This is a genomic window from Kitasatospora sp. P5_F3 (assembly GCF_054049135.1).
Genome location: NZ_JBFUMY010000014.1, coordinates 1 through 22472, shown reverse-complemented (window position 1 = coordinate 22472; position 22472 = coordinate 1). Strand labels below are relative to the sequence as shown.

Below are 22472 nucleotides of genomic sequence, written 5' to 3'. Positions count from 1 at the left end.
GAGGGGCGAGGCGGTAGCCGGTGGTTCGACGTGCTTCAAGTGCGCTGCCTGAATGGCTAGTTGGTACCCTTCCGGACTCCCTGGTGGAGACCTAGAATCGTCGGCGCCGGTCGCTCGGATCTCGGATCGCCGGCCGGGACTGGGGGGACCGGATGGAGAGCAGGCAGAGAGTCGTCCGCAGGAACACGCTGCTTTCCAGGCTGCTGAACGCGGCGGCCGCGGTGGCGTTGGCCCTGTTGGTCTACAGCGTGATCCGCGACAACCTGCCGGATCAGCTTCGGGGCAGCTGGCCGTGGAAGCTGAAGTTCCTGGACATCCAGAGTGCGACCACGGCGGCGCTGGCCGCACTGGGGGCGTCCCTGGCCCGCGCCCAGTACGCGCGGACGGTCAGGCCCGCGCTCGGGCACAACGGACGGGCCGTGGACGGCATGGCCCCGTTCGGCCAACGTGCCTGGGCCTGCAGTCTGACGAACGCCGGCCAGGACGTCGCGGTGGTCTCGGAGATCAGCTATCTCGTCACTTTCCTGCCGGCCGCGCACGGCGAACCGTCCCGGGCACCGGGCACCTGGGGGACGGCCCTGCAGGCGATCGAGGGGATCGCCGCCGAAGGCCTGGAGGTCCGGAAGGACTTCATGCTCACGGTCATCACGGCAGGCACCCCGCTCCCAGGCCAAGGGATGCGCTTTCTGGGCTGGTTCACCGAGAAGGCCATGCGCGTCATCGACGAGGTCTACATCCGGGTCCAGGTGGTCGACCGGGTGGGAGACACCCACGAGCGGATCATCGCCTGCCTCAAGGCCGCCGACCGCTCTCCGGCCCACATCGACCCGGAACTTTCCTGAGCATCGACCCCGCGCAGCCGTCGGCCGTCGGCCGTCAGCTGACGGCTGCGGATCGATCGATGAGCGTCTCATGAACGCCGAGTACGTGGAGTTCAGCGGGACCGAGTAGTCCACGATCAGTTTCGCCGCATCGCAGTGGAGCTGCGTGGCCCGGGAGTTGTGGCCCGGTGCCGCTGGTCGTCCGGCGGATCCGACAGTTGCGGCCGCCCGGTCTACCAGGCCGAGCCGTGGTGCCAGGTCGGCGGGCCGGCAGGAAGGTACCCGGTCGCCCGGGTCCGGCGGGTGGACCATGCCACGCCGCCGGCCCCCGAGGCGAGCGTGGCCAGGCCGACCAGGAAGGCGACGGCCGGCACCAGGTCGCTGGAGGCGAGCAGGAGCGCCCACGCTGCCGTCTGACCCGCGGCCACCAGCAGGAGCAGGCCGATCCGCACCGGCGCCGCCAGCTTGGCGGTCAGCAGGCCGGTGACCAGACCGAACGCGGCAGCCGGTCCCACCATGACGAGCACTCCGACAGCCAGGAAGAGGATCAGGGCGATGATCACGTCGTACGCTCCCAATTGTTGGGACGGCAGGGGTACGTGACAGCCGGTCGGCTGCCGCCGTGTTGCCCGGCCGACATCGAGTGATGCCATCCTGGCAGATACTTTGAACGTGTTCAATATGGATTCGGGCAGTGCGGCCGGAGCGGGTCCACGTACCGTCGGTCGGGGCGGGGCAGGACGTCCGGCGGGCACGTACGGCGGAGGCTGCGCCGGTCAGGGGTGCCGGTCATCGCCCCCCAGGCGGTCGGCAGAGGTGGACGGGTGCCGGTGCGGGGGCGAGGAGTTCGAAACGGCCGTCGCGTTCTCGCCGGCCGGCGACGGGTCGGTCCGCTGGGTCACCGTCGGGCTGCGGTGCCGGACGGACGGCGCCAGTGGGGTCTATGTCGACTGGAAGAACGACTACGGCCCCACGGATCACCTCCTGGCCATGGTCCAGGTCTGCGGAGCGATGGCCGAACGGGGCGCGGGTGCGCCTGTCCACGGCCCATGGCCGGGGGAGAGGTGGGCCGGCCGGGCAGGTCCGGGGTGGGCCAGTGCGGTATGTGAGCGTGCACAAGAAGTAGGCTCTGCTGAACGCCATCAGGAAACCTAGGGGGCCGTTCGTGGGGACCGACAGTGCCGAGCTCCGGCAGCCCGTGATGGCGGACGTGGCGAAGCTCGCCGGGGTGTCGCATCAGACCGTCTCGCGGGTGCTCAACGGTGCGCCGCACGTCCGCCCCGACACCCGGGACCGGGTGCTGGCGGCGATCCGGGAGTTGGACTACCGGCCGAACTCGGCAGCCCGGGCGCTGGTCACCAAGCGGTCCCAGACGCTCGGCGTGGTCAGCTTCGACAGCACCCTGTACGGTCCGGCCTCGATGCTGGACGGGATCGAGCAGGCCGCCCGCAGCGCCGGGTACTTCGTGAGCGTCGCGAGCCTGCGCTCGCTGGACAGCCGCTCGGTGCAGGAGGCGGTGGACCGGCTGCGCGACCAGGGCGTCGAGGGTGTGGTGGTGATCGCCCCGCAGATCTCGGCGGTCAGCGCGGTGGCCAAGCTGTCCAGTTCGGTGCCGGTGGTCGCGGTCGGTTCGGGGAACCAGACCCGGGTGCCGATGGTGTCGGTGGACAACCAGGCGGGCGCCGCCGCGGCGACCCGGCACCTGCTGGACCTCGGCCACCGGACGGTCCATCACCTGGCCGGTCCGAGCGGCTGGTTGGAGAGCCAGGACCGGCAGGCCGGCTGGCGGCAGACGCTGGAGGCGGCCGGTGCCCAGGTGCCGCAGGTGCACAGCGGCGACTGGAGTGCGCGTTCGGGCTACCAGGCCGGGCTGCAGCTGGCCGAGGACCCCGAGGTCAGTGCGGTGTTCTGCGCGAACGACCACATGGCGCTCGGGCTGCTGCGGGCGATGCACGAGGCGGGCCGGGCGATCCCCGGGGACATCTCCGTGGTGGGCTTCGACGACATCCACGAGGCGGCGTACTTCACCCCGCCGCTGACCACCGTCCGGCAGGACTTCGGGGAGCTGGGTCGTCGGGCGCTGGCGCTGCTCGTGGACGCGGTGGCCGGTGCCGGGGGGGCCCACGAGCACGTACTGATCTCGGCGGAGCTGGTGCTGCGCCGCAGCAGCGGCCCGTCCGCCGCTCACCGCTGACCCTTCTGCGGCTCCGCGCGGCGCGCTGACCCCTGATCAATCCCGCGGCTCCGCCGCGGCGCGCTGACGCCTGCCCGGAAGCGGTGGCGGCCCGGCCCGGCCCGGCGCGGTGGGCCCGGTCAAGATTGGGTAACTGGCCGCCGGGCCCTTGCCTCAGCCAATTGTTAGCGTTAACAATCTCACTCAGACGAAACACCCCCGGCATCGCCCGTTCACAGCGGACGTACCCGGTGGGCCCCCTTTCGTGCTCGGGTCGCGCATCGCCCCCGGTCGCACTCAGCATTGCCCCCACCCGAGAGGAACCCCCAACATGTCCAAGAGAGCTGCGGTGGCCCTGGTCGCCACTGCGATGGCCGTCGCCCTCACCGCCTGTGGTTCCGGTGGCGGTTCGGGAGACAAGGCGAGCGGCAGCGGCGACAAGCAGCTCACCGTCGGGTTCTCCCAGGTCGGCGCGGAGAGCGGCTGGCGCACCGCCAACACCAAGTCGGTCCAGGACGCGGCGAAGAAGGCCGGGATCACCCTCAAGTTCTCCGACGCGCAGCAGAAGCAGGAGAACCAGATCAAGGCGATCCGCTCGTTCATCCAGCAGAAGGTGGACGTCATCGCCTTCTCGCCGGTGGTCGAGTCCGGCTGGGACACGGTGCTCAAGGAGGCCAAGGACGCCAAGATCCCGGTCGTCCTGACGGACCGTGCGGTGGACTCCAAGGACGAGTCGCTGTACGCCACCTTCCTCGGCTCCGACTTCGTCGAGGAGGGCAAGAAGGCCGGCGACTGGCTGGTCAAGGAGTACCAGGGCAAGACCGAGCCGGTGAACATCGTCGAGCTCCAGGGCACCACCGGCTCCGCCCCCGCCAACGACCGCAAGTCCGGCTTCGGCGACGTCATCAAGGGCGACGCGAAGTTCAAGGTGGTCGCCTCGCAGACCGGTGACTTCACCCGAGCCAAGGGCAAGGAGGTCATGCAGGCCTTCCTGAAGTCCCAGCCGAAGATCGACGTGCTCTACGCGCACAACGACGACATGGCGCTCGGCGCGATCCAGGCGATCGAGGAGGCCGGCAAGACGCCCGGCAAGGACATCAAGATCATCTCGGTGGACGGTGTCAAGGACGCCTTCACCGCGATGGCCGCGAGCAAGATCAACGTCGTGGTCGAGTGCAACCCGCTGCTCGGTGACCAGCTGATGGAGCTGATCAAGAAGGTCAAGAAGGGCGAGACCGTCGAGCGCCGGATCAAGACCGTCGAGGGCGTCTTCACCATGGACCAGGCGGCCGCCGCGCTGCCGACCCGTCAGTACTGACCCAGCCCGGTGAGGTGGGCGGCCGTCGGCGGACGGCCGCCCGCCCACCGACACGAGAGGAGGAGCGGGTGCGAGCGCAACCGGTCCTGGAAGTACGGGGGATCCGCAAGGAGTTCCCCGGCGTGGTGGCACTGGACGGGGTCGACTTCCGGCTCTTCCCCGGCGAGGTGCACGCGCTGATGGGCGAGAACGGCGCGGGCAAGTCCACCTTGATCAAGGTGCTCACCGGCGTGTACGAGTCGGACGGCGGCGAGGTCAGCCTGGCCGGGCAGACGGTGCGGATCGGCGGCCCGCTGGAGGCCCAGCAGGCCGGCATCAGCACCGTCTACCAGGAGGTCAACCTCTGCCCGAACCTCTCGGTCGCGGAGAACATCTTCATCGGCCGCGAGCCCCGCCGGTTCGGTCTGATCCACTGGGCCGAACTCCGGCGCCGGGCCGCCGCGTCGGTGGCCGCGCTCGACCTGGACATCGACGTCACCGCCCCGCTGAACAGCCACTCGATCGCCGTCCAGCAACTGGTCGCGATCGTCCGCGCGGTGGACGTGCAGGCCAAGGTACTGATCCTGGACGAGCCGACCTCCAGCCTGGACCGCGACGAGGTCCGCCAGCTCTTCACGGTGCTGCGCCGACTGCGCGACCAGGGCGTGGCGATCCTGTTCGTCTCGCACTTCCTGGACCAGATCTACGAGATCTGCGACCGGCTGACCATCCTGCGCGGCGGCCGCCAGGAGGGCGAGTACCTGACCAGCGAGCTGCACCAGACCGAGTTGGTCGCCCGGATGATCGGCGGCGAGCTGACCGGCCTGGCCGAACTCGCCGACGCCACCCGCACCGAGCCGACCGGCACCTCCTTCCTGCGCGCCGAGGGCCTCGGCCGCCGGGGCGCGGTGGAGCCGTACGACCTGGCGATCAGGCCCGGTGAAGTGGTCGGTCTGGCGGGCCTGTTGGGCTCGGGCCGGACCGAGGCGGCCCGGCTGCTGTTCGGTGCGGACCAGAGCGACCAGGGGACCGTGAAGATCGACGGCGCCGTCACGGCGCTGCGCAGCCCCCGGTCCGCGATCGGGCACGGCATCGCGTTCTGCTCGGAGAACCGCAAGACCGAGGGCCTGGTCGGTGAACTGACGGTCCGGGAGAACATCGTGCTGGCCCTGCAGGCCGCTCGCGGCTGGACCCGACCGCTCTCCCGCGCGGCCCAGGACGAGCTGGCGATCCGCTGGATCCGGGCCCTGGACATCCGCCCGAACAACCCCGAGGCGCTGATCCGCAACCTCAGCGGCGGCAACCAGCAGAAGGTGCTGCTGGCACGCTGGCTGATCACCGACCCCAAGCTGCTGATCCTGGACGAGCCGACCCGAGGCATCGACATCGGGGCCAAGACCGAGATCCAGAAACTGGTCGCCAAGCTGGCCGGTGACGGTATGTCGGTGCTGTTCATCTCCGCCGAACTGGAGGAGGTGCTGCGCCTCAGCCACCGGGTCGGGGTGCTGCGCGACCACCGGCTGGTGGCCGAACTGCGCAACGACGGCACGCTCACCCCGGAGCGGATCATGTCGACCATCGCGAGCGGAGCCACGTCGTGAAGCGCCTGACCGGACACCGCCTGTTCTGGCCCGCCGTGGTGCTGATCGCGCTGCTGCTCGCCAACCTGGCGTTCACCCCCGACTTCTTCGCGATCAGGGTCAGGGACGGGCACCTGTACGGGAGCCTGATCGACATCCTGCACTTCGGCTCACCACTGATCCTGGTCGCGCTCGGCATGACGTTGGTGATCGCCACCGGTGGGATCGACCTCTCGGTCGGCTCCACCGTGGCCATCGCGGCAGCGCTGGCCTGCCTGCACATCAGCGAGTCGGACGACCCCGGCAGCGTCGGTACGGTGCTGACGGCGGTGGCGATCGCGCTCGGCGTGGCGCTGCTGCTCGGCGCCGCCAACGGTGTGCTGGTGGCCCGGATCGGGGTACAGCCGATCATCGCCACCCTGATCCTGATGGTCGCCGGGCGCGGCGTGGCGCAGCTCATCACGGACGGTCAGATCATCACCGTCACCAGCGAGCCCTTCAAGCTGATCGGCGGCGGGTACTGGCTCACCGTGCCGTTCTCGATCCTGCTGGCCGCCGCCGTGGTGCTGTTCGCGTCGATGCTCACCCGGCGCACCGCGCTCGGGCTGCTGCTCGAGTCGGTCGGCGGCAACCCGGTGGCCAGCCGACTGGTCGGCATCCGGGCGGCCGGTCTGATCGGTCTGGTCTACGTGGTCAGCGCGCTCTGCGCGGCGCTGGCCGGGCTGATGATCAGCTCCAACGTCTCGGCGGCGGACGGCAACAACGCCGGGCTCTGGATCGAGCTGGACGCCATCCTCGCGGTGGTGGTCGGCGGCACCTCACTGAACGGCGGGCGGTTCTCGCTCGGCGGCACGGTGCTCGGCGCCCTGGTGATCCAGACCCTGTCCACCACCGTCTACACCATCGGCATCCCGCCGGAGACCACCCTGGTCTTCAAGGCCGTCGTGGTGATCGCTGTCTGTCTGGTCCAGTCGCCGGTGTTCCGGGCCAAGGCCGCCCGCCGCAAGTCCGGCGCGCGGCACGGCAACCGGCCGGTGGCATCGAAGAAGCTGGAGGTCGGCGCATGAGCACCGACACCGTCCTGTCCACGCTGACCCGGCGCGGCCGGGGCCAGATCCCGATGCTGGTCACCTCCGTCCTGCTGGTGGTGATGTTCGCCGCCGGGTCGGTGAGTTACGACGGATTCCTCTCCGGTCAGGTGCTGCTGAACCTGCTGATCGACAACGCCTTCCTGCTGGTGGTGGCGGTCGGGATGACCTTCGTGATCCTGACCGGCGGCATCGACCTCTCGGTCGGCGCGATGGTCGCACTGTCCACCATGATCTCCGCCTGGCTGGTCCAACTGCACGGCTGGCCACCGCTGTTGGTGATCCCGCTGGTGCTGGCGATCGGCACCGGGGCGGGCCTGGCGATGGGCTGGGTGATCCACACCTTCGAGATCCAGCCGTTCATCGTCACGCTGGCCGGCATGTTCCTGGCCCGCGGCCTCTGCTACACGATCAGCATCGACTCGATCTCGATCACCGACCCGACGTACACCTCGATGGCCCAGACCCGGATCCCGCTGGGTGAGTTGTTCATCTCGCCGAGCGTGCTGATCGCCGTGCTGGCGGTCGTGGCGGCGTTCGTGGTGCTGCACTACAGCCGGTTCGGCCGGAACGTGTACGCGCTCGGCGGCAGCGAGCAGTCCTCGGTGCTGATGGGCCTGCCGGTGTCCCGGACGAAGATCGGCGTGTACGGCGTGAGCGGCTTCTGCTCGGCGCTCGGCGGCGTGCTGATGACCTTCTACATGCTCTCCGGCTACGGACTGCACGCCGTGGGTCTCGAGCTGGACGCGATCGCCGCCGTGGTGATCGGCGGCACGCTGCTCACCGGCGGCACCGGCTATCTGCTCGGCACCGTGCTGGGCGTGCTGGTGCTGGGCCTGATCCAGACCGTGATCAGCTTCCAGGGCACGCTCAGCTCGTGGTGGACCAGGATCGTGATCGGCGCCCTGCTGTTCGTCTTCATCCTGCTGCAGCGACTGCTGACGTCCCGTCGGCGCAGCTAGCCAACGCACACACAGTCTCCGCTCGCTGGACCGGCCCACCCGCTTCGGTCGCCCAGCAACGCGGCCCCGTTCCCCGGAGTTTCCCCGGAACGGCGGACCGGCCGCCGGGCCCGCACCGTCGCGGACCCGCCCGGCGGCCGGCACCAGATCCACACTCTCAAGAAGGACGTGAACGTGCCCTCTTCCCCCGAGGCCCCGGAGCGCTACGTCGTCGGCGTCGACTTCGGTACCCTGTCCGGCCGCGCCGTGGTGGTGCGGGTACGCGACGGCGAGGAGCTCGGCACCGCCGTCCACGAGTACCCGCACGGTGTGATCGAGCACCAACTGCCCGGCACCGATGCCCTGTTGCCCCCCGACTGGGCGCTCCAGCACCCCGAGGACTGGCGCGAGGTGCTGCGCACCGCCGTCCCCGCCGCACTGGCGGCGAGTGGTGTCGACCCGGCTGCCGTGATCGGCATCGCCACCGACTTCACCGCCTGCACCGTGCTCCCCGTCCGGGCCGACGGCACCCCGCTGGCCGAGACCGAGCTGGCCGAACGCCCGCATGCCTGGCCGAAGTTGTGGAAGCACCACGCGGCCCAGGGGCAGGCCGACCGGATCAACGAGCTGGCGCACCAGCGCGGCGAGAAGTGGATCAGCCGGTACGGCGGGAAGATCTCCGCCGAGTGGCAGTTCGCCAAGGCTCTCCAGCTGCTGGAGGAGGACCCGGCGGTCTACGCGGCCACCGAGCGCTGGATCGAGGCGGCCGACTGGATCGTCTGGCAGCTCACCGGCGCCGAGAGCCGCAACACCTGTACGGCCGGTTACAAGGGCATCCTCCAGGACGGCAGCTACCCCTCGGAGGAGTATCTCGCTGCCCTGCACCCCGACTTCGCCGACTTCGCCCGGACCCGCCTGGAGCACCCGCTCGCCCAACTCGGCTCCCGGGTCGGATCGCTCAACCCCGAGGCGGCCGGCTGGACCGGCCTGCCCGAGGGCATCGCGGTCGCCGCGGGCAACGTGGACGCCCACGTCGCCGCGCCTGCGGCCCAGGCCGTCGAGAACGGCCAGCTCCTCGCCATCATGGGCACCTCCACCTGCCACGTGGTCAACGGCGCCACCCTGGCCGACGTCCCCGGTATCTGCGGCGTGGTCGAGGGCGGCATCGTCGAGGGCGCCTACGGCTACGAGGCCGGGCAGAGCGCGGTCGGCGACATCTTCGCCTGGTGGCTGCGCCAGGGCCTGCCCGCCGACTACCTGGCCGAGGCCGAGGCAGCCGGCCAGGACGCCCACCAGCTGCTGACCGACAAGGCCGCCGCCCAGCCGGTCGGCGGGCACGGACTGGTCGCGCTGGACTGGCTGAACGGCAACCGCTCCACCCTGGTGGACCACCACCTCTCCGGCGTGATCATCGGTCTCACCCTGGCCACCCGGCCGGAGGAGATCTACCGCGCGCTGCTCGAGTCCACCGCCTACGGCACCCGCACCATCGTCGAGGCGCTGGAGCAGGGCGGCGTCCCCGTCACCGAGTTCATCGTCACCGGCGGACTGAAGAAGAACGCCCTGCTGATGCAGATCTACGCCGACGTGCTGCGCCGCCCGGTCTCGCTCGCCGCCTCCGCCCAGGGCCCGGCGCTGGGCTCCGCCATCCACGCCGCCGTCGCCGCCGGGGCACATCCCGACGTCCGGACCGCCGCCGCCGCGATGGGCCGGGTCGAACGGAGCGCGTACCTGCCGGACCCCGAGCGGGCCGACGCCTACGACGCGCTGTACGCCGAGTACGCCGAACTGCACCGGCACTTCGGCACCGGCGCCGACAAGCAGCTGCACCGGCTGCGCCGCATCCGTAACCGTGCGCTCACCCAGATCGGCAAGGAATCATGACCGACCTCATCCAGCTGCTCCGCCGTCAGGTCAGCGACCTGCACCAGGAGCTGGTCCGCTACCAGCTGGTGGTCTGGACGGCAGGCAACGTCTCCGCCCGGGTCCCCGGCGAGGACCTGATGGTGATCAAGCCCAGCGGCGTCTCGTACGACGAACTGACGCCCGAGAACATGATCCTGTGCGACCTCGACGGCACGGTGCTGGAGGGCGCGCACTCGCCGTCCTCGGACACCGCCGCGCACGCCTACGTCTACCGCCACATGCCCGAGGTCGGGGGAGTGGTGCACACCCACTCCACCTACGCCTGTGCCTGGGCCGCCCGGGGCGAGGCGGTGCCGTGCGTACTCACCGCGATGGCCGACGAGTTCGGCGCCGAGATCCCGGTCGGCCCGTTCGCGCTGATCGGTGACGACTCGATCGGGCGCGGCATCGTGGAGACGCTGCGCGGCCACCGCTCGCCCGCCGTGCTGATGAAGAGCCATGGCGTCTTCACCATCGGCAAGGACGCCAAGGCCGCCGTGAAGGCCGCCGTGATGTGCGAGGACGTCGCCCGCACCGTGCACATCTCCCGCCAGCTCGGCGAACCGCTGCCGATCGCTCAGGACGACATCGACAGCCTCAACTTCCGCTACCAGAACGTGTACGGCCAGCAGTCAGTCAAGGAGACCCACGCATGAGTTCGATCGAAGGCCGCGAGATCTGGTTCCTGACCGGCAGTCAGGGCCTCTACGGCGAGGAGACGCTCCGTCAGGTGGCGGCGCAGTCGCAGCAGATCGCCGAGAGCCTGGGCGGCTCCCTCCCCGTCAAGGTGGTCTGGAAGCCCGTCCTGACCGACGCGAGCGCGATCCGCCGGGTCTGCCTGGAGGCCAACTCGGAGGACAGCTGCATCGGCCTGGTCGCCTGGATGCACACCTTCTCCCCGGCCAAGATGTGGATCGCCGGGCTGGACGCCCTGCGTAAGCCGCTGCTGCACCTGCACACCCAGGCCAATGTCGAACTGCCCTGGGGCACTATCGACATGGACTTCATGAACCTGAACCAGGCCGCCCACGGCGACCGCGAGTTCGGCTACATCCAGTCCCGGATCGGCGTCACCCGCAAGACCGTCGCCGGACACGTCAGCGATCCCACCGTGGCGGTCCGGATCGCCTCCTGGGCCCGCGCCGCAGCCGGCCGCGCCGAGCTCTCCTCGCTCAAGCTCGCCCGGTTCGGCGACAACATGCGCGACGTCGCGGTGACCGAGGGCGACAAGGTCGAGGCCCAGCTCCGGTTCGGCGTCTCGGTCAACACCTACGGCGTCAACGACCTGGTGGAGGTGGTCGATTCGACCGGCGACGCCGAGATCACCGAGCTGGTCAAGGAGTACGAGGAGCTCTACCGGCTCGCCCCCGAACTGCGCCTGGGAGGTGAGCGGCACGACTCGCTGCGCTACGCCGCCCGGATCGAGCTCGGCCTGCGCGGGTTCCTGGTGGAGGGTGGCTTCAAGGCATTCACCACCAACTTCGAGGACCTCGGCGGGCTGCGCCAGCTGCCCGGTCTCGCGGTCCAGCGGCTGATGGCCGACGGGTACGGCTTCGGCGGCGAGGGGGACTGGAAGACCTCGGTGCTGCTGCGCACCCTCAAGGTGATGGCGCAGGGCCTGCCCGGCGGCACCTCGTTCATGGAGGACTACACCTACCACCTGGAGCCGGGACGGGAGTTGATCCTCGGCGCGCACATGCTGGAGGTCTGCCCGAGCATCGCCGCGGCCACCCCGTCCTGCGAGATCCACCCGCTCGGCATCGGCGGCCGGGAGGACCCGGTCCGGCTGGTCTTCGACGCCGAGCCGGGGCCGGCCGTGGTGGTCGGTCTGGCGGACATGGGCGACCGGTTCCGGCTGGTGGCCAACGAGATCGACGTGGTCGAGCCCGCTGCCCCGCTGCCCAGCCTGCCGGTGGCCCGCGCGGTCTGGCAGCCCCGGCCGGACTTCCGGACCTCCGCGGAGGCCTGGTTGGCCGCCGGCGCCCCGCACCACACCGTGCTCAGCAGCGCGCTCGGCGCGGAGGAGCTGGACGACCTGGCCGAGATGCTCTCGACCGAGCTGGTGCTGATCGACGCCGACACGACGATCCGCCAGCTCACCAAGGAGCTGCGCTGGAACCAGGCCTACCACCGCCTGGCCCAGGGCTTCTGAGACCGACCGGCAATTGGGGCGCCGCGACGCCGCCCCCCAATTGCCGGTCGGTCTGAGCCCATCCCTTCCTCTGGGGCGGCGTCCGAACCGGGCGTCGCCCCACACGTCTTGAACCTCACGAGAGGAGCACCCTGCGATGACCGGTGACCTGACCATCCAGCACCACCCGGCAGGCGAGCTGCCGGACGGCCGAGCCATCGACCGCTGGGTCTTCGGCACGGCGGGCGGTGTCACGGCGGAGGTGCTGAGCCTCGGCGCCCGCCTGCAGTCGCTGTACGCCCCGGACCGGGACGGCCGGCGGGCCAACGTGGTGCTCGGCGGCACCTCGACCGGTGACCTGCTCGGCGAGGCCGCGTACTTCGGCGCCACCGTGGGCCGCTACGGCAACCGGATCGCGGGCGGCGAGCTGCCGCTCGACGGAGTGGTGCACCGGCTGGCCACCCAGCCGAACGGCCACACCCTGCACGGCGGCCCGGACGGCTTCGCCACCCGGCTGTGGGACGGGGAGCAGGTGCGTGAGGGTGACCGGGTGGGTGTCCGGCTGACGTTGCACAGCCCGGACGGTGACCAGGGCTTCCCCGGTGCGCTGGACGTGACGGTGACGTACCTGCTGGACGGCGCAGGCGAGTTGACGGTCTCGTACGAGGCGGTCACGGATGCCCCGACCGTGGTGAACCTGACCAACCACGCCTACTTCAACCTGGGCGGCGAGGGCAGTGGGATGGTGCTGGACCACCTGCTCCGGGTGATGGCCGACGCATACCTGCCGGTGGACCGGGAGTTGATCCCGTTCGGCCCGCCCGAACCGGTCACCGGCACGCCGTTCGACCTCACCGCACCGACCGGCCTGGGCGGGCGGGTCTCGGCGGCGCACCCGCAGATCTGGCTGGCGGGGGACGGGTACGACCACACCTGGGTGCTCCGGCCAGGTGCGGGACTGCGGGAGGCGGCCACCCTGTTCCACCCGGGCAGCGGCCGGCGGCTGGACTGCCTGACCACCGAGCCCGGCCTGCAGGTCTACACCGGCAACCACTTCGACGGCGGGCTGACCGGCCCTGGTGGCAGCCCGTACCGGCGGTATGCGGGCATCGCGCTGGAGACCCAGCACTTCCCGGACTCGCCGCACTTCCCCGACTACCCCTCCACCGTCCTGCGCCCGGGGGAGCGGTACCGGTCGACCACCGTCTACCGACTGTCGGCGGAGTGATCCGACCGAGATGGTCGGGGGCCTTGACCCTTGTTCTGTGAGCGTTAACATTCTCGACACGCGGTCGAAATGAACGGCGGGGTGTCGGCGGAATCCACGAGCCCCAGCGCCGAACCGCCGCACCCCGCCGTGCCGTTCACCGGCCGCCGCACCGCTCTCGGTGCCCGCGGGGAGACGCCACCCTCGAAGGGACCCGTCCGTGACCCGTGCCCGCTCGCACCCCTGGCTCCTTCTGGTGGTCGCGCTGCTCGCCCTGCTGGGCTCCACCCTCGCCGAGCGCCCGGCCACGGCTGCTGCCGGGCGCGCGTACACCAATCCGGTCAAGTCGCAGAAGGGGGCGGACCCTTGGCTGGAGTACTACAACGGCAACTACTACCTGGTGACCACCTCCTGGTCGTCCGAGATCACCATGCGCAAGTCGCCGACCCTGGCCGGGCTGTCGACCGCCCCGAGCGTGCAGATCTTCAAGGACACCAACACCAACCGGTGCTGCAACATCTGGGCGCCCGAGATCCACTTCCTCAACGGCAGGTGGTACCTCTACTACGTCGCAGGCCAGGGCATCGCCGACTACAACTCGACCCAGCGGCTGCACGTGGCCGAGAGCGTCGGCACCGATCCGATGGGCCCGTACAGCTTCAAGAACGACCTGGCCGCGCCGGGCAGTGACACCTGGCTGATCGACGCGAGTGTGCTCAAGGTCGGCAGTGCGCTCTACCTGCTCGGCAGCGCGTTCGGCGGCGGCACCCAGAACCTGGTGATCGCGCCGATGAGCAACCCGTACACGGTGAGCGGTGCGCTGAGCGTCATCTCGACGCCGACGTACAGCTGGGAGAAGTCCGGCGCGGCCGTCAACGAGGGCCCGGAGCCGCTCTACCACAACGGCAAGACCTTCATCGTGTACTCGGGTAGCTACTGCACCACCCCCGACTACAAGCTCGGGCAGCTCGAACTAACCGGCAGCAACCCGCTGTTGGCCTCGTCCTGGACGAAGAAGTCGACACCGGTGTTCCAACGCAACGACGCGGCCGGGGTGTACGGGCCGGGGCACAACGGGTTCTTCAAGTCACCGGACGGGACGGAGGACTGGATCGTCTACCACGCCAACAACTCGGCGAGCGGCGGCTGCGACAACAACCGGACCACCCGGGCGCAGAAGTTCAGCTGGAACGCGGACGGTACGCCGAACTTCGGGGTGCCGGTCGGTACGGGTGTGACGCCGGCCGGCCCGTCCGGGGAGACGGCGGCGACGCCGACGAGCTACTCCCTGGTGAACCGGAACAGTGGCAAGTGCCTTGACCTGCTGGACGGTTCGTCGGCCGACGGGGCGAACGTCCGGCAGTTCGCCTGCAACGGTGCGGCTGCCCAGAAGTGGCGAGTGGAGGACCAGGCGGACGACACCAGCCGGCTGGTGAACGTCGCGAGCGGCAAGGTGCTGGATCTGGCGGACTGTTCCGGCGCCGACGGTGCGGATCTGCGGCAGTGGTCGTGGCTGAACAACAGCTGCCAGCGGTTCCGGCTGGTGCTCAGCGACTCCGGCGGCTGGGTCCGGCTGGTGAACGCGAGCAGCGGCAAGGTCGCGGACGTCGCCAACTGCGGTACAGCGGACGGCGCTGACGTGCGGCAGTGGACCTGGTTGAACAACGCCTGCCAGCAGTGGCAGCTCACCGCGAACTGAGGAGAAGAGCCATGACGAAGACCCGTTCGCTGGCGGTCGGTGCCGCCGTGCTGGCCGCGCTGATGCTGCCGGTGGCCCCCGCCCAGGCGGCCGCTCCGGCCTCGCCCGCCGTCTCGTACAGCAACACCCTGATCAGCCAGCGTGCCGACGCGCAGATCTACAAGCACACCGACGGCTACTACTACTTCACGGCCACCGCCCCGGAGTACGACCGGATCATCCTGCGCCGGGCCACCACCATCCAGGGCCTGGCCACCGCCGCCGAGACGGTGATCTGGACCAAGCACGCCACCGGTGCGATGGGTGCGCACATCTGGGCGCCGGAGATCCACTTCATCGACGGCAAGTGGTACGTCTACTTCGCCGCCGGCAGCACCACCGACATCTGGAAGATCCGGATGTACGTGCTGGAGAGCTCGGCCGCCAACCCGGTCACGGGGAGCTGGACCGAGAAGGGCCAGATCGCGACCCCGATGGACAGTTTCGCGCTGGACGCCACCACCTTCGTGGTCAACGGCACCCGCTATCTGAGCTGGGCCCAGAAGGACCCGGCGATCGCGACCAACTCCAACGTCTACATCGCCAAGCTCGCCAACCCCTGGACCATCAGCGGGACTCCGGCCCGGCTGACCGTGCCGACGTACGCCTGGGAGACGGTCGGCTACAAGGTCAACGAGGGCCCCGCGGTGATCCAGCACGGCGGGAAGGTCTTCATGACCTTCTCCGCCGCCGCCACCGACAGCAACTACTGCCTCGGCCTGCTCACCGCCTCGGCGAGCAGCGACCTGACCGACCCGGCCTCCTGGAGCAAGACTGCGACCCCGGTCTTCACCAGCAACGCGGCGACGTCCCAGTACGGCCCCGGGCACAACCAGTTCACCACTTCGGAGGACGGCAGGAGCGACATCCTCGTCTACCACGACCGGGGCTACAAGGACATCACCGGCGACCCGCTGAACGACCCGAACCGCCGGACCCGGGTGCAGAAGCTGTACTGGAACGCCGACGGCACGCCCAACTTCGGCATCCCGGTGGCGGACGGGGCGACCCCGGTCCGGCTGTCCTCCTACAACTACCCCGACCGCTTCATCCGCCACTGGGAGTACCGGGCCCGGCTGGACGCGGATGTCGCCAACCTGGCCGACTCGCAGTTCCGCACGGTGCCGGGTCTCTCCGGCTCCGGCACGGTCTCGCTGGAGTCGGCCAACTTCCCGGGCTACTACCTGCGTTCGCGCAGCAACGGCGAGGTCTGGGTGGAGAAGAGCGACGGTTCCACCGGCTTCAAGGACAGCGCCACTTTCCACCAGCGGGCCGGTCTGGCCGATTCGGCCGCCGTCTCCTACGAGGCGTACAGCCTGCCGGGCCAGTACCTGCGGCACTACAACTACCTGCTCCAGGTGCAGGCGGTGAGCACGACGGTCGCGAAGGCCGACGCGACGTTCTACCAGCAGTAGCCCCCACCACCCAGAGGAGCAGACACCTTGTCAGGAACCCTCCGCCGCCTGGCGGCCACACTCGCTGCGGCCCTCGCCTTCGCGGCCGTACCGGTCACGGGTGCGTCGGCCGCCGCACCCCCGGCGGGATCGGCGACGCGGTACACGATGACCGCGTTCACCAACACCAGCGAGTCCAACATGTACGTCTACGACTCCCCGGACGGCGCCGGCTACCGTCTGGTCAAGTCCTCGGCGTACACGCCGCCTTCGGGCCTGATCCGCGACCCGAGCATCATCCGGCACACCGACGGCAAGTACTACATCACGTACACCACGAACTGGACCGGCGACACCATCGGCTTCGCCTCCAGCACCGACCGGGTGAACTGGACCTTCCTCGGCAACCACACCATCCCGCTGGCCGGCCTGCAGCGCACCTGGGCGCCCGAGTGGCACGTGGACACCGACGGCAGCGTCAACGTGATCGTCTCGCTCTCCACCTCGGCGAGCGGGGCGGACTTCCAGCCGTATCGGCTGACGGCGACCAACTCGGCGCTCACGTCGTGGAGTTCGCCGACGGCGCTGGCCGGGATCACGGGCAACCACATCGACACCTTCGTGGTGAAGATCGGCTCGACCTACCACGCGATCACCAAGAACGAGACCACCAAGTACCTGGAGCACGCCACCGCGAGCAGCCTCGGCGGCCCCTACACGATCACCGGCACCGGGAACTGGTCCGGCTGGGGCAACTGGGTGGAGGGCCCCGCGCTGGTCCAGCTCGACAACGGCGGCTGGCGGATCTACTACGACGGCTACAGCGCGCACAAGTACTACTACAGCGACAGCTACGACGGACTGGCCACCTGGTCCACGCCGACCGAACTGCCCGGACTCACCGGTTTCGCCCGGCACTTCACCGTGCTCAAGGAGACCGTCGCCGGGGGCGCCACGCTGCCGGTCAACACCACCCGTTCGCTGCAGTCCGTGAACTACCCCGGACGGTACGTCAGTTCACGCAGCGGTCTTGGCTACCTCGACCCGGTGACCGCCAGCAGCAGCGCCACCGTGAAGCAGGACGCCACCGTGACGGTGGTGCCCGGCCTGGCCGACGCCAACTGCTACTCGCTGCGCGCCGCCGACGGCCGGTACCTGCGCCACTGGGACTTCAAGCTCCGGCTCGACAGCAACGACGGCAGTACCGCCTTCCGGGGCGACGCCACCTACTGCGCCCGTCCCGGCTCGGCGGCCGGCTCGGTCTCGCTGGAGTCCTACAACTACCCTGGGCGCTACCTGCGGCACTACAACTACGAGCTGCGGGCCGACCTCTACCAGGACAGTGACACCTTCCGCGCCGACAGCTCCTTCCAGGTGGTCAGCCCCTGGGCCTGATGCTGGTCCCGCCGAGGCGGTCGGCGACACACCGCGTCCGGAGCAGGGTGATTGCCTGGGCCGGGTCGGGGGATCAGGCTGTGGCCCATGAGCACGGAGAGTGGGCGCGCAGGCTGGGACATCCGGAGGGCCGGTCCGGAGGGTGCCGGGCGCCGGGTGCTGATGCTTCCGGGCGGAATGTGTACGACGGAGTTCTACGCGGATGTGATGGCCGAGCCCGTGCTGGCGGATGCCGGGCTCGGCATGGTGGCGGTGACGCTGCCGGGGTTCGGGCGTACGCCGCCGCCCGAGGATCTGACGATGGAGAACTACGCCAGGCTGATGGGGGAGTTCGCCGCCGAGGCGGGCTGCGACGTGCTGGTGGGTCACAGCATGGGGGCGAACGTGGCGATCGAGATGGTGGCGGCCGGGGTGTTCTCGGGGCCGGTGGTGCTGCTGTCGCCGACGTTCTCCCGCCGGGACGAGGCGAAGTTCCTGGAGGTGATGGACCGGGTGGGCCGGGTGCCGGGCCTGGGCCCACTGGCGTGGGCGGCGATGATGAAGACCTTGCCGAGGGCGATGAAGCGCGAGCTTCCGCCGGAGCGCGCGGAGGTGTTGGCGGCGGACCTCGGCCGGAACGATCCGAGGTTCTGCCGCCGGAGCGTGCGGCGCTACTACGAATACCTGGACCGGCACGGGTCCCTGGTCGCCCGGCTGTGCGACTCGGGGGCGCCGGCCTGGGTGGTACGCGGCGACCGCGACGAGGTCGGGCTCGCGGCGGAGGAACTCCAGGGCTTGCGGGCGTGCTCCCGGGTGACGATGGTCACGGTGCCGGACGCGGGGCACATGGCGCTGGTGGAGCAGCCCGCGCGAATCGCCGAGGTGATCGTCGAGGCGGCCGGGGCGGGCGCGGGGCGGCGGTGAGCGTCAGGGCGGCGTCGGGCAGGAGGTGTCGCCCGAGCCGGCCAGCGTGATCAGGACTACCGCCACCGTGACGACCGCGAGGGCCGTCGACAGCAGCACGGTGAACGTCCTGGCCTCGGGCTCGACCTCGGCCTTCCTGGCGATCCAGTCGCCTGTCCAGCCGCCGAGGTAGACCGCTGCGAGCTCCAGGACGAACGCCACGGGCAGTGCGGCCGACAGGGCAAATTGTGAGCCGGGCTCCAGGTGGCTCTCACACCCACGCCATCGCTGCCCGATCTCCATGACCGTCCCCACCGTCCCGAGCCCCGCCGCTATCGGCCCCAGGCAACCGACCTTGACCCACATGCGCAACTTCAACCCCCCTTGTCACGGCCTCAGACGCCGATCACTGACGGGCGGTTGCGTTGGCCACCGTTGACTCCGGCTCGGTCCGGTGGGTGCGCCGACCGTGTCTGTGAGAACTGCCCGGATGCCCTGGTGGTTGGCTAACCGCCGGAGGACCAGCCTCGGCGGCGGAGGCGTTCGAAGCCGTCGAGGAGCAGGTCAAGGGCGAACTCGAACTCGAACTGGTCGTCACATCCGGGGCCCACGACGGAGTTCTCGTCGCCCCCCCCCGCCATGGCCAGCTCGGCGACGTGCGGGTAGTTCGCCGCCAGCGCCTGCAGTACGGCCGGGTCGGCCGGGCCGGGGCCGGGGGAGTCGTCGAAGAGTTCCTGGGTGAAGCCGAGCACCCGGCTGCCGAGCGCGTGCATCGCGTGGTGGGTGAGGTCGACCGAGAATCCGCCGGTACGGAACAGGCCGATCACCGAGTCGGTGTACCCCAGCAGCGCCGGGGTCGGGGCGATGCGGGACTGGATCACCCTGCCCGCCCAGGCGTGGCCGAGCAGCGCGCTGCGGGCGGCGAGGATGCGCGCCCGGACGGTGCTCTGCCAGTCCGGGCCCGGGATCGGCGGGCCGATCTCGCCGAGCACGAAGTCGACCATGCCGTCCAGCAGTTGGTCCTTGTTGGCGACGTGCTTGTAGAGCGCCATCGGCACCACACCCAGCTCCTGCGCGAGCTTGCGCATGCTGAGTGCGTCGATCCCGGTCCCGTCCGCGAGCGCGACGGCGGCGCGCAGCACCCGGTCGCGGCTCAGCGGCGCCCGGTGGGCCGGCTCCGGCAGCCGAGTCATCGTCAACTCCCTCGTGGTCGGCCGGCGGACCGGCGGCTGGTGTTGACGAGTGTACGGCGTACGCCTAACCTCTGCGGAAGGTGTACGCCGTACACCTGGCCATGGGGAGGGTACTGATGAGCTCAACCAGAAGGACCGCGTTGGTCGCGGGTGTGCTGTTCCTGATCACCGAGGTCGCCGCGATCGCCGGCCTGCTGCTGTACGGTCCGGCGCTGAAGGCCGGCTACGTGGCCGGCGCCGGGGCGGATGCCCGGGTGTTCGCGGGGGCGCTGTGCGAGATCGTCCTGGTGCTGGCGGTGATCGGGACCGGGGTGGTGCTGTACCCGGTCGTCAAGCGGCAGAACGAGGGCGCCGCGCTCGGCTACGTCTGCGGCCGGCTGCTGGAGGCCGCCGTGATCGCGGTCGGCATCGTCGCGGTCCTGTCGGTGGTGACGCTGCGTCGGGAGGCGCCGGGTGGCGACGTGGCCACGGTGGCCCGCGCGCTGGTGGCTGTCCACGACTGGACGTTCCTGCTCGGGCCGAACTTCGTGCTGGGGGCGAACACGCTGGTGCTGGCGGTCCTGATGTACCGCTCGCGGCTGGTGCCCCGGTTCATCGCCGTGCTGGGGCTGGTCGGCGGTCCGCTGATCTGCGCCTCGGCCGTCGCGGTGCTGTTCGGGCTCTACGGGCAGGTCTCCCCGCTGGGGTCGCTGGCGGCCCTGCCGGTGTTCGCCTGGGAGGTGACGCTCGCCGTCCGGCTGATCGCCCGTGGTTTCAGCGAGAACTGATGCACCGTCAGCCATTGACCACGGTTGGCGCCCGTGATTCGTCGATGCCCGGGCCCGGCCGCTCTCCGCGCTCGCCGCGACCTCGGGCACCTGACGGCAGCCGACCCAGCGGCGGCTGGCATGCTGTCGGTGTGGAGAAGCCGGAGATCTGGATCGAGTTCGCTGCCGAGCTGCACGTCTTCGTCGGCGCGCCCCGGCGGGTCGGCTGGTCGGCGGTGCGGACCGACGGGACGGCGACGCTCGGGCATGTGGTGGAGTCGCTCGGCGTGCCGCTCACCGAGGTCGGCTCGCTGCGGGCAGCCGGTGGGCCGGTGGCCGCCGCCCACGTCCCGGTGGACGGTGAGCGGTTCTCGGTGCTGGCCGTGACCAGGCCCCAGCAACTCCCGGGGCCCGCGCGCTTCCTGCTGGATGTCCACCTCGGGACGCTGGCGCGTCGGCTCCGGCTGCTGGGCGTCGATGCGGCGTACGAGAGCGTGGACATCGGGGATCCGGCCCTGGCGGCGCGTTCGGCCGCCGAGCAGCGGGTGATGCTCTCCCGCGACCGGGGGCTGCTGCACCGCCGGGAGCTGTGGGCGGGCGGCTATGTGTACAGTCACCGACCCGTCGAGCAACTGCGGGACGTGCTCTCCCGGTTCGCTCCGCCGCTCGCGCCCTGGACCAGGTGCACGGCCTGCAACGGGACGCTGCGCGATGCCGAGAAGTCGGAGGTCAGGAAGCAGCTCCAGGACGGCACCGAGCGGGCGTACGACGTGTTCGCGCAGTGCGCCGACTGCGCGCAGGTGTACTGGCGCGGCGCGCACCACTCGCAGTTGGACGCGATCGTGGCGGCGGCGGTGGAGGAGTTCGGCGGGCCGGGCCGGCCGGCCTGAGCGGGGCGGAGCAACCCGAGGCGCCCGCGATATTGCGGGCGGCAGCCGGCCCGCCTACCGCAGACTGGGGCCGAGTACTTTTCAGACCGAAGGATGGTTTTCATGGTTGACCGGCCCTTGACGCTGATGGCAGTTCACGCCCACCCCGACGACGAGGCCACCGGAACAGGCGGTGTCCTGGCGCGGTATGCGGCGGAGGGCATTCGCACGGTGCTCGTCACGTGTACCGACGGCGGTTGCGGTGACGGACCGGGGGGTGTCAAGCCGGGCGAGCCCGGGCACGATCCGGCGGCGGTCGCCGCGATGCGCCGTCAGGAACTCGAGGCGAGCTGCGAGGTGCTGAAGGTCGGTCACCTGGAGCTGCTGGAGTACGCCGACTCCGGGATGATGGGCTGGCCGGCCAACGACGCGCCCGGTTCCTTCTGGCAGACGCCCGTGACGGAGGGCGCCGCCCGCCTCGCCGAACTGTTGCGGCGCTACCAGCCCGACGTGGTCGTGACGTACGACGAGAACGGGTTCTACGGCCACCCCGACCACATCCAGGCGAATCGCATCACGATGGCGGCGCTGGCGATGACGGAGCTGACGCCGAAGGTGTACTGGACGACGGCGCCGCGCTCGATGATGCAGCGGTTCGGGGAGGTCATGCGCGAGTTCGGCGCGGACTGGGAGGAGCCGGATCCGGCGGAGGCCGCCGCGATGGCCGAGATCGGACTCCCCGACGAGGAGATCACCACCTGGGTGGACACCACCGAGTTCGGCGGGCAGAAGTTCGACGCGCTGGCCGCGCATGCCAGCCAGGGCGAGAACATCTTCTTCCTGAAGATGGGCAAGGAGAGGTTCACCGAGCTGATGGGCGTGGAGACCTTCGTGCGGGTCCAGGACACGACCGAGGCGGCCGTACCCGAGAGCGACCTCTTCGCCGGGCTGCGCTGACCCCCACTCAGCGGTGCTCGGGGTTCTCGAAGTCGAAGCGGCAGCCGGCGTCCCATTCGGAGCGCTGGTTGCCGTGGGCCGGGATGCCTCCGGCGTCCTTGAGCAGGCGGGCGAGGTGGAGCTGGTTCCAGGTCATGAAGGTGGTGTTGCGGTTG

At 70.3% G+C, this 22472-nt stretch carries 20 protein-coding genes and 1 pseudogene; 17 read left to right on the top strand and 4 right to left on the bottom strand.

The features are described 5' to 3' along the window. Positions 1-152: 152 nt before the first annotated feature. The gene (locus ACXJMZ_RS12220) at positions 153-842 is read left to right on the top strand and encodes a hypothetical protein (RefSeq protein ID WP_457030030.1); all 690 of its coding nucleotides are present in this window, start codon (positions 153-155) and stop codon (positions 840-842) included. A 212-nt stretch (positions 843-1054) separates the two neighbouring features. On the opposite strand, the gene ACXJMZ_RS12215 is transcribed toward ACXJMZ_RS12220, so the two are convergent. After that, complete coding sequence (locus tag ACXJMZ_RS12215) at positions 1055-1384, bottom strand: hypothetical protein (protein ID WP_457030029.1); 330 nt, start codon at positions 1382-1384, stop codon at positions 1055-1057. A gap of 638 nt (positions 1385-2022) precedes the next feature. On the opposite strand from ACXJMZ_RS12215, the gene ACXJMZ_RS12210 reads away from it, so the two are divergent. The 13 genes from ACXJMZ_RS12210 (at position 2023) to ACXJMZ_RS12150 (ending at position 18573) form a co-directional block, all read left to right on the top strand. After that, on the top strand, positions 2023-3015 hold the full coding sequence (locus tag ACXJMZ_RS12210; RefSeq protein ID WP_457030128.1) for a LacI family DNA-binding transcriptional regulator: 993 nt from the start codon (positions 2023-2025) through the stop codon (positions 3013-3015). Positions 3016-3325: 310 nt separating this feature from the next. Then, complete coding sequence (locus tag ACXJMZ_RS12205) at positions 3326-4312, top strand: substrate-binding domain-containing protein (protein WP_457030028.1); 987 nt, start codon at positions 3326-3328, stop codon at positions 4310-4312. 68 nt (positions 4313-4380) lie between these two features. Further along, entirely contained in the window at positions 4381-5892 is a 1512-nt protein-coding gene (locus ACXJMZ_RS12200; RefSeq protein ID WP_457030027.1) for a sugar ABC transporter ATP-binding protein, read from the top strand. Beyond that, positions 5889-6938 carry an ABC transporter permease gene (locus ACXJMZ_RS12195; RefSeq protein ID WP_457030026.1) on the top strand — a complete coding sequence of 350 codons (1050 nt, stop codon included), beginning with the start codon at positions 5889-5891 and terminating at the stop codon, positions 6936-6938. The genes ACXJMZ_RS12200 and ACXJMZ_RS12195 overlap by 4 nt, the downstream gene beginning before the upstream one ends. Beyond that, a complete protein-coding gene (yjfF, locus tag ACXJMZ_RS12190; protein ID WP_457030025.1) occupies positions 6935-7921 on the top strand; it encodes a galactofuranose ABC transporter, permease protein YjfF in 987 nt (328 codons plus the stop codon). The genes ACXJMZ_RS12195 and yjfF overlap by 4 nt, the downstream gene beginning before the upstream one ends. 174 nt (positions 7922-8095) lie before the next feature. After that, positions 8096-9784: a ribulokinase gene (locus ACXJMZ_RS12185; protein WP_457030024.1), complete on the top strand. Its 1689-nt coding sequence runs from the start codon at positions 8096-8098 to the stop codon at positions 9782-9784. Beyond that, positions 9781-10461: an L-ribulose-5-phosphate 4-epimerase gene (locus ACXJMZ_RS12180; RefSeq protein WP_457030023.1), complete on the top strand. Its 681-nt coding sequence runs from the start codon at positions 9781-9783 to the stop codon at positions 10459-10461. The genes ACXJMZ_RS12185 and ACXJMZ_RS12180 overlap by 4 nt, the downstream gene beginning before the upstream one ends. Next, positions 10458-11957, top strand: coding sequence for an L-arabinose isomerase (araA, locus tag ACXJMZ_RS12175; RefSeq protein ID WP_457030022.1), 1500 nt, complete (start codon positions 10458-10460; stop codon positions 11955-11957). Before ACXJMZ_RS12180 ends, araA begins: the two co-directional genes overlap by 4 nt. 136 nt (positions 11958-12093) lie before the next feature. After that, complete coding sequence (locus ACXJMZ_RS12170) at positions 12094-13164, top strand: aldose epimerase family protein (RefSeq protein WP_457030021.1); 1071 nt, start codon at positions 12094-12096, stop codon at positions 13162-13164. 199 nt (positions 13165-13363) lie between these two features. Next, on the top strand, positions 13364-14842 hold the full coding sequence (locus tag ACXJMZ_RS12165) for a family 43 glycosylhydrolase (protein ID WP_457030020.1): 1479 nt from the start codon (positions 13364-13366) through the stop codon (positions 14840-14842). 11 nt (positions 14843-14853) lie between these two features. Further along, positions 14854-16296 carry a family 43 glycosylhydrolase gene (locus tag ACXJMZ_RS12160; RefSeq protein WP_457030019.1) on the top strand — a complete coding sequence of 481 codons (1443 nt, stop codon included), beginning with the start codon at positions 14854-14856 and terminating at the stop codon, positions 16294-16296. A gap of 27 nt (positions 16297-16323) precedes the next feature. After that, positions 16324-17670, top strand: a complete 1347-nt coding sequence (locus ACXJMZ_RS12155; protein WP_457030018.1) for a glycoside hydrolase family 43 protein — start codon at positions 16324-16326, stop codon at positions 17668-17670. A gap of 87 nt (positions 17671-17757) precedes the next feature. Next, on the top strand, positions 17758-18573 hold the full coding sequence (locus tag ACXJMZ_RS12150) for an alpha/beta fold hydrolase (RefSeq protein WP_457030017.1): 816 nt from the start codon (positions 17758-17760) through the stop codon (positions 18571-18573). A gap of 3 nt (positions 18574-18576) precedes the next feature. On the opposite strand, the gene ACXJMZ_RS12145 is transcribed toward ACXJMZ_RS12150, so the two are convergent. After that, entirely contained in the window at positions 18577-18855 is a 279-nt protein-coding gene (locus ACXJMZ_RS12145; RefSeq protein WP_457030016.1) for a hypothetical protein, read from the bottom strand. A 203-nt stretch (positions 18856-19058) separates the two neighbouring features. Further along, positions 19059-19745: a TetR/AcrR family transcriptional regulator C-terminal domain-containing protein gene (locus ACXJMZ_RS12140; RefSeq protein ID WP_457030015.1), complete on the bottom strand. Its 687-nt coding sequence runs from the start codon at positions 19743-19745 to the stop codon at positions 19059-19061. A gap of 116 nt (positions 19746-19861) precedes the next feature. Here ACXJMZ_RS12140 and ACXJMZ_RS12135 point away from each other — a divergent pair, with 116 nt between their 5' ends. The 3 genes from ACXJMZ_RS12135 (at position 19862) to ACXJMZ_RS12125 (ending at position 22317) form a co-directional block, all read left to right on the top strand. Next, on the top strand, positions 19862-20512 hold the full coding sequence (locus ACXJMZ_RS12135) for a DUF4386 domain-containing protein (protein WP_457030014.1): 651 nt from the start codon (positions 19862-19864) through the stop codon (positions 20510-20512). Positions 20513-20643: 131 nt separating this feature from the next. After that, complete coding sequence (locus ACXJMZ_RS12130; RefSeq protein ID WP_457030013.1) at positions 20644-21381, top strand: Mut7-C RNAse domain-containing protein; 738 nt, start codon at positions 20644-20646, stop codon at positions 21379-21381. A gap of 102 nt (positions 21382-21483) precedes the next feature. Further along, positions 21484-22317 carry a PIG-L family deacetylase gene (locus tag ACXJMZ_RS12125; RefSeq protein ID WP_457030012.1) on the top strand — a complete coding sequence of 278 codons (834 nt, stop codon included), beginning with the start codon at positions 21484-21486 and terminating at the stop codon, positions 22315-22317. A 7-nt stretch (positions 22318-22324) separates the two neighbouring features. Here ACXJMZ_RS12125 and ACXJMZ_RS12120 read toward each other — a convergent pair. Further along, a pseudogene (locus ACXJMZ_RS12120) lies at positions 22325-22472 on the bottom strand (flavodoxin family protein); the annotation flags it as partial.

Bases quoted from the DNA above. Each gene is read 5' to 3' on its own strand.
- ACXJMZ_RS12170 (WP_457030021.1), top strand. From the start codon at position 12,094: ATGACCGGTGACCTGACCATCCAGCACCACCCGGCAGGCGAGCTGCCG.
- ACXJMZ_RS12210 (WP_457030128.1), top strand. From the start codon at position 2,023: ATGGCGGACGTGGCGAAGCTCGCCGGGGTGTCGCATCAGACCGTCTCG.
- ACXJMZ_RS12135 (WP_457030014.1), top strand. From the start codon at position 19,862: ATGAGCTCAACCAGAAGGACCGCGTTGGTCGCGGGTGTGCTGTTCCTG.
- ACXJMZ_RS12140 (WP_457030015.1), bottom strand. From the start codon at position 19,745: ATGACTCGGCTGCCGGAGCCGGCCCACCGGGCGCCGCTGAGCCGCGAC.
- ACXJMZ_RS12160 (WP_457030019.1), top strand. From the start codon at position 14,854: ATGACGAAGACCCGTTCGCTGGCGGTCGGTGCCGCCGTGCTGGCCGCG.
- ACXJMZ_RS12220 (WP_457030030.1), top strand. From the start codon at position 153: ATGGAGAGCAGGCAGAGAGTCGTCCGCAGGAACACGCTGCTTTCCAGG.
- ACXJMZ_RS12150 (WP_457030017.1), top strand. From the start codon at position 17,758: ATGAGCACGGAGAGTGGGCGCGCAGGCTGGGACATCCGGAGGGCCGGT.
- ACXJMZ_RS12180 (WP_457030023.1), top strand. From the start codon at position 9,781: ATGACCGACCTCATCCAGCTGCTCCGCCGTCAGGTCAGCGACCTGCAC.
- ACXJMZ_RS12205 (WP_457030028.1), top strand. From the start codon at position 3,326: ATGTCCAAGAGAGCTGCGGTGGCCCTGGTCGCCACTGCGATGGCCGTC.
- ACXJMZ_RS12125 (WP_457030012.1), top strand. From the start codon at position 21,484: ATGGTTGACCGGCCCTTGACGCTGATGGCAGTTCACGCCCACCCCGAC.
- araA (WP_457030022.1), top strand. From the start codon at position 10,458: ATGAGTTCGATCGAAGGCCGCGAGATCTGGTTCCTGACCGGCAGTCAG.
- yjfF (WP_457030025.1), top strand. From the start codon at position 6,935: ATGAGCACCGACACCGTCCTGTCCACGCTGACCCGGCGCGGCCGGGGC.
- ACXJMZ_RS12145 (WP_457030016.1), bottom strand. From the start codon at position 18,855: ATGGAGATCGGGCAGCGATGGCGTGGGTGTGAGAGCCACCTGGAGCCC.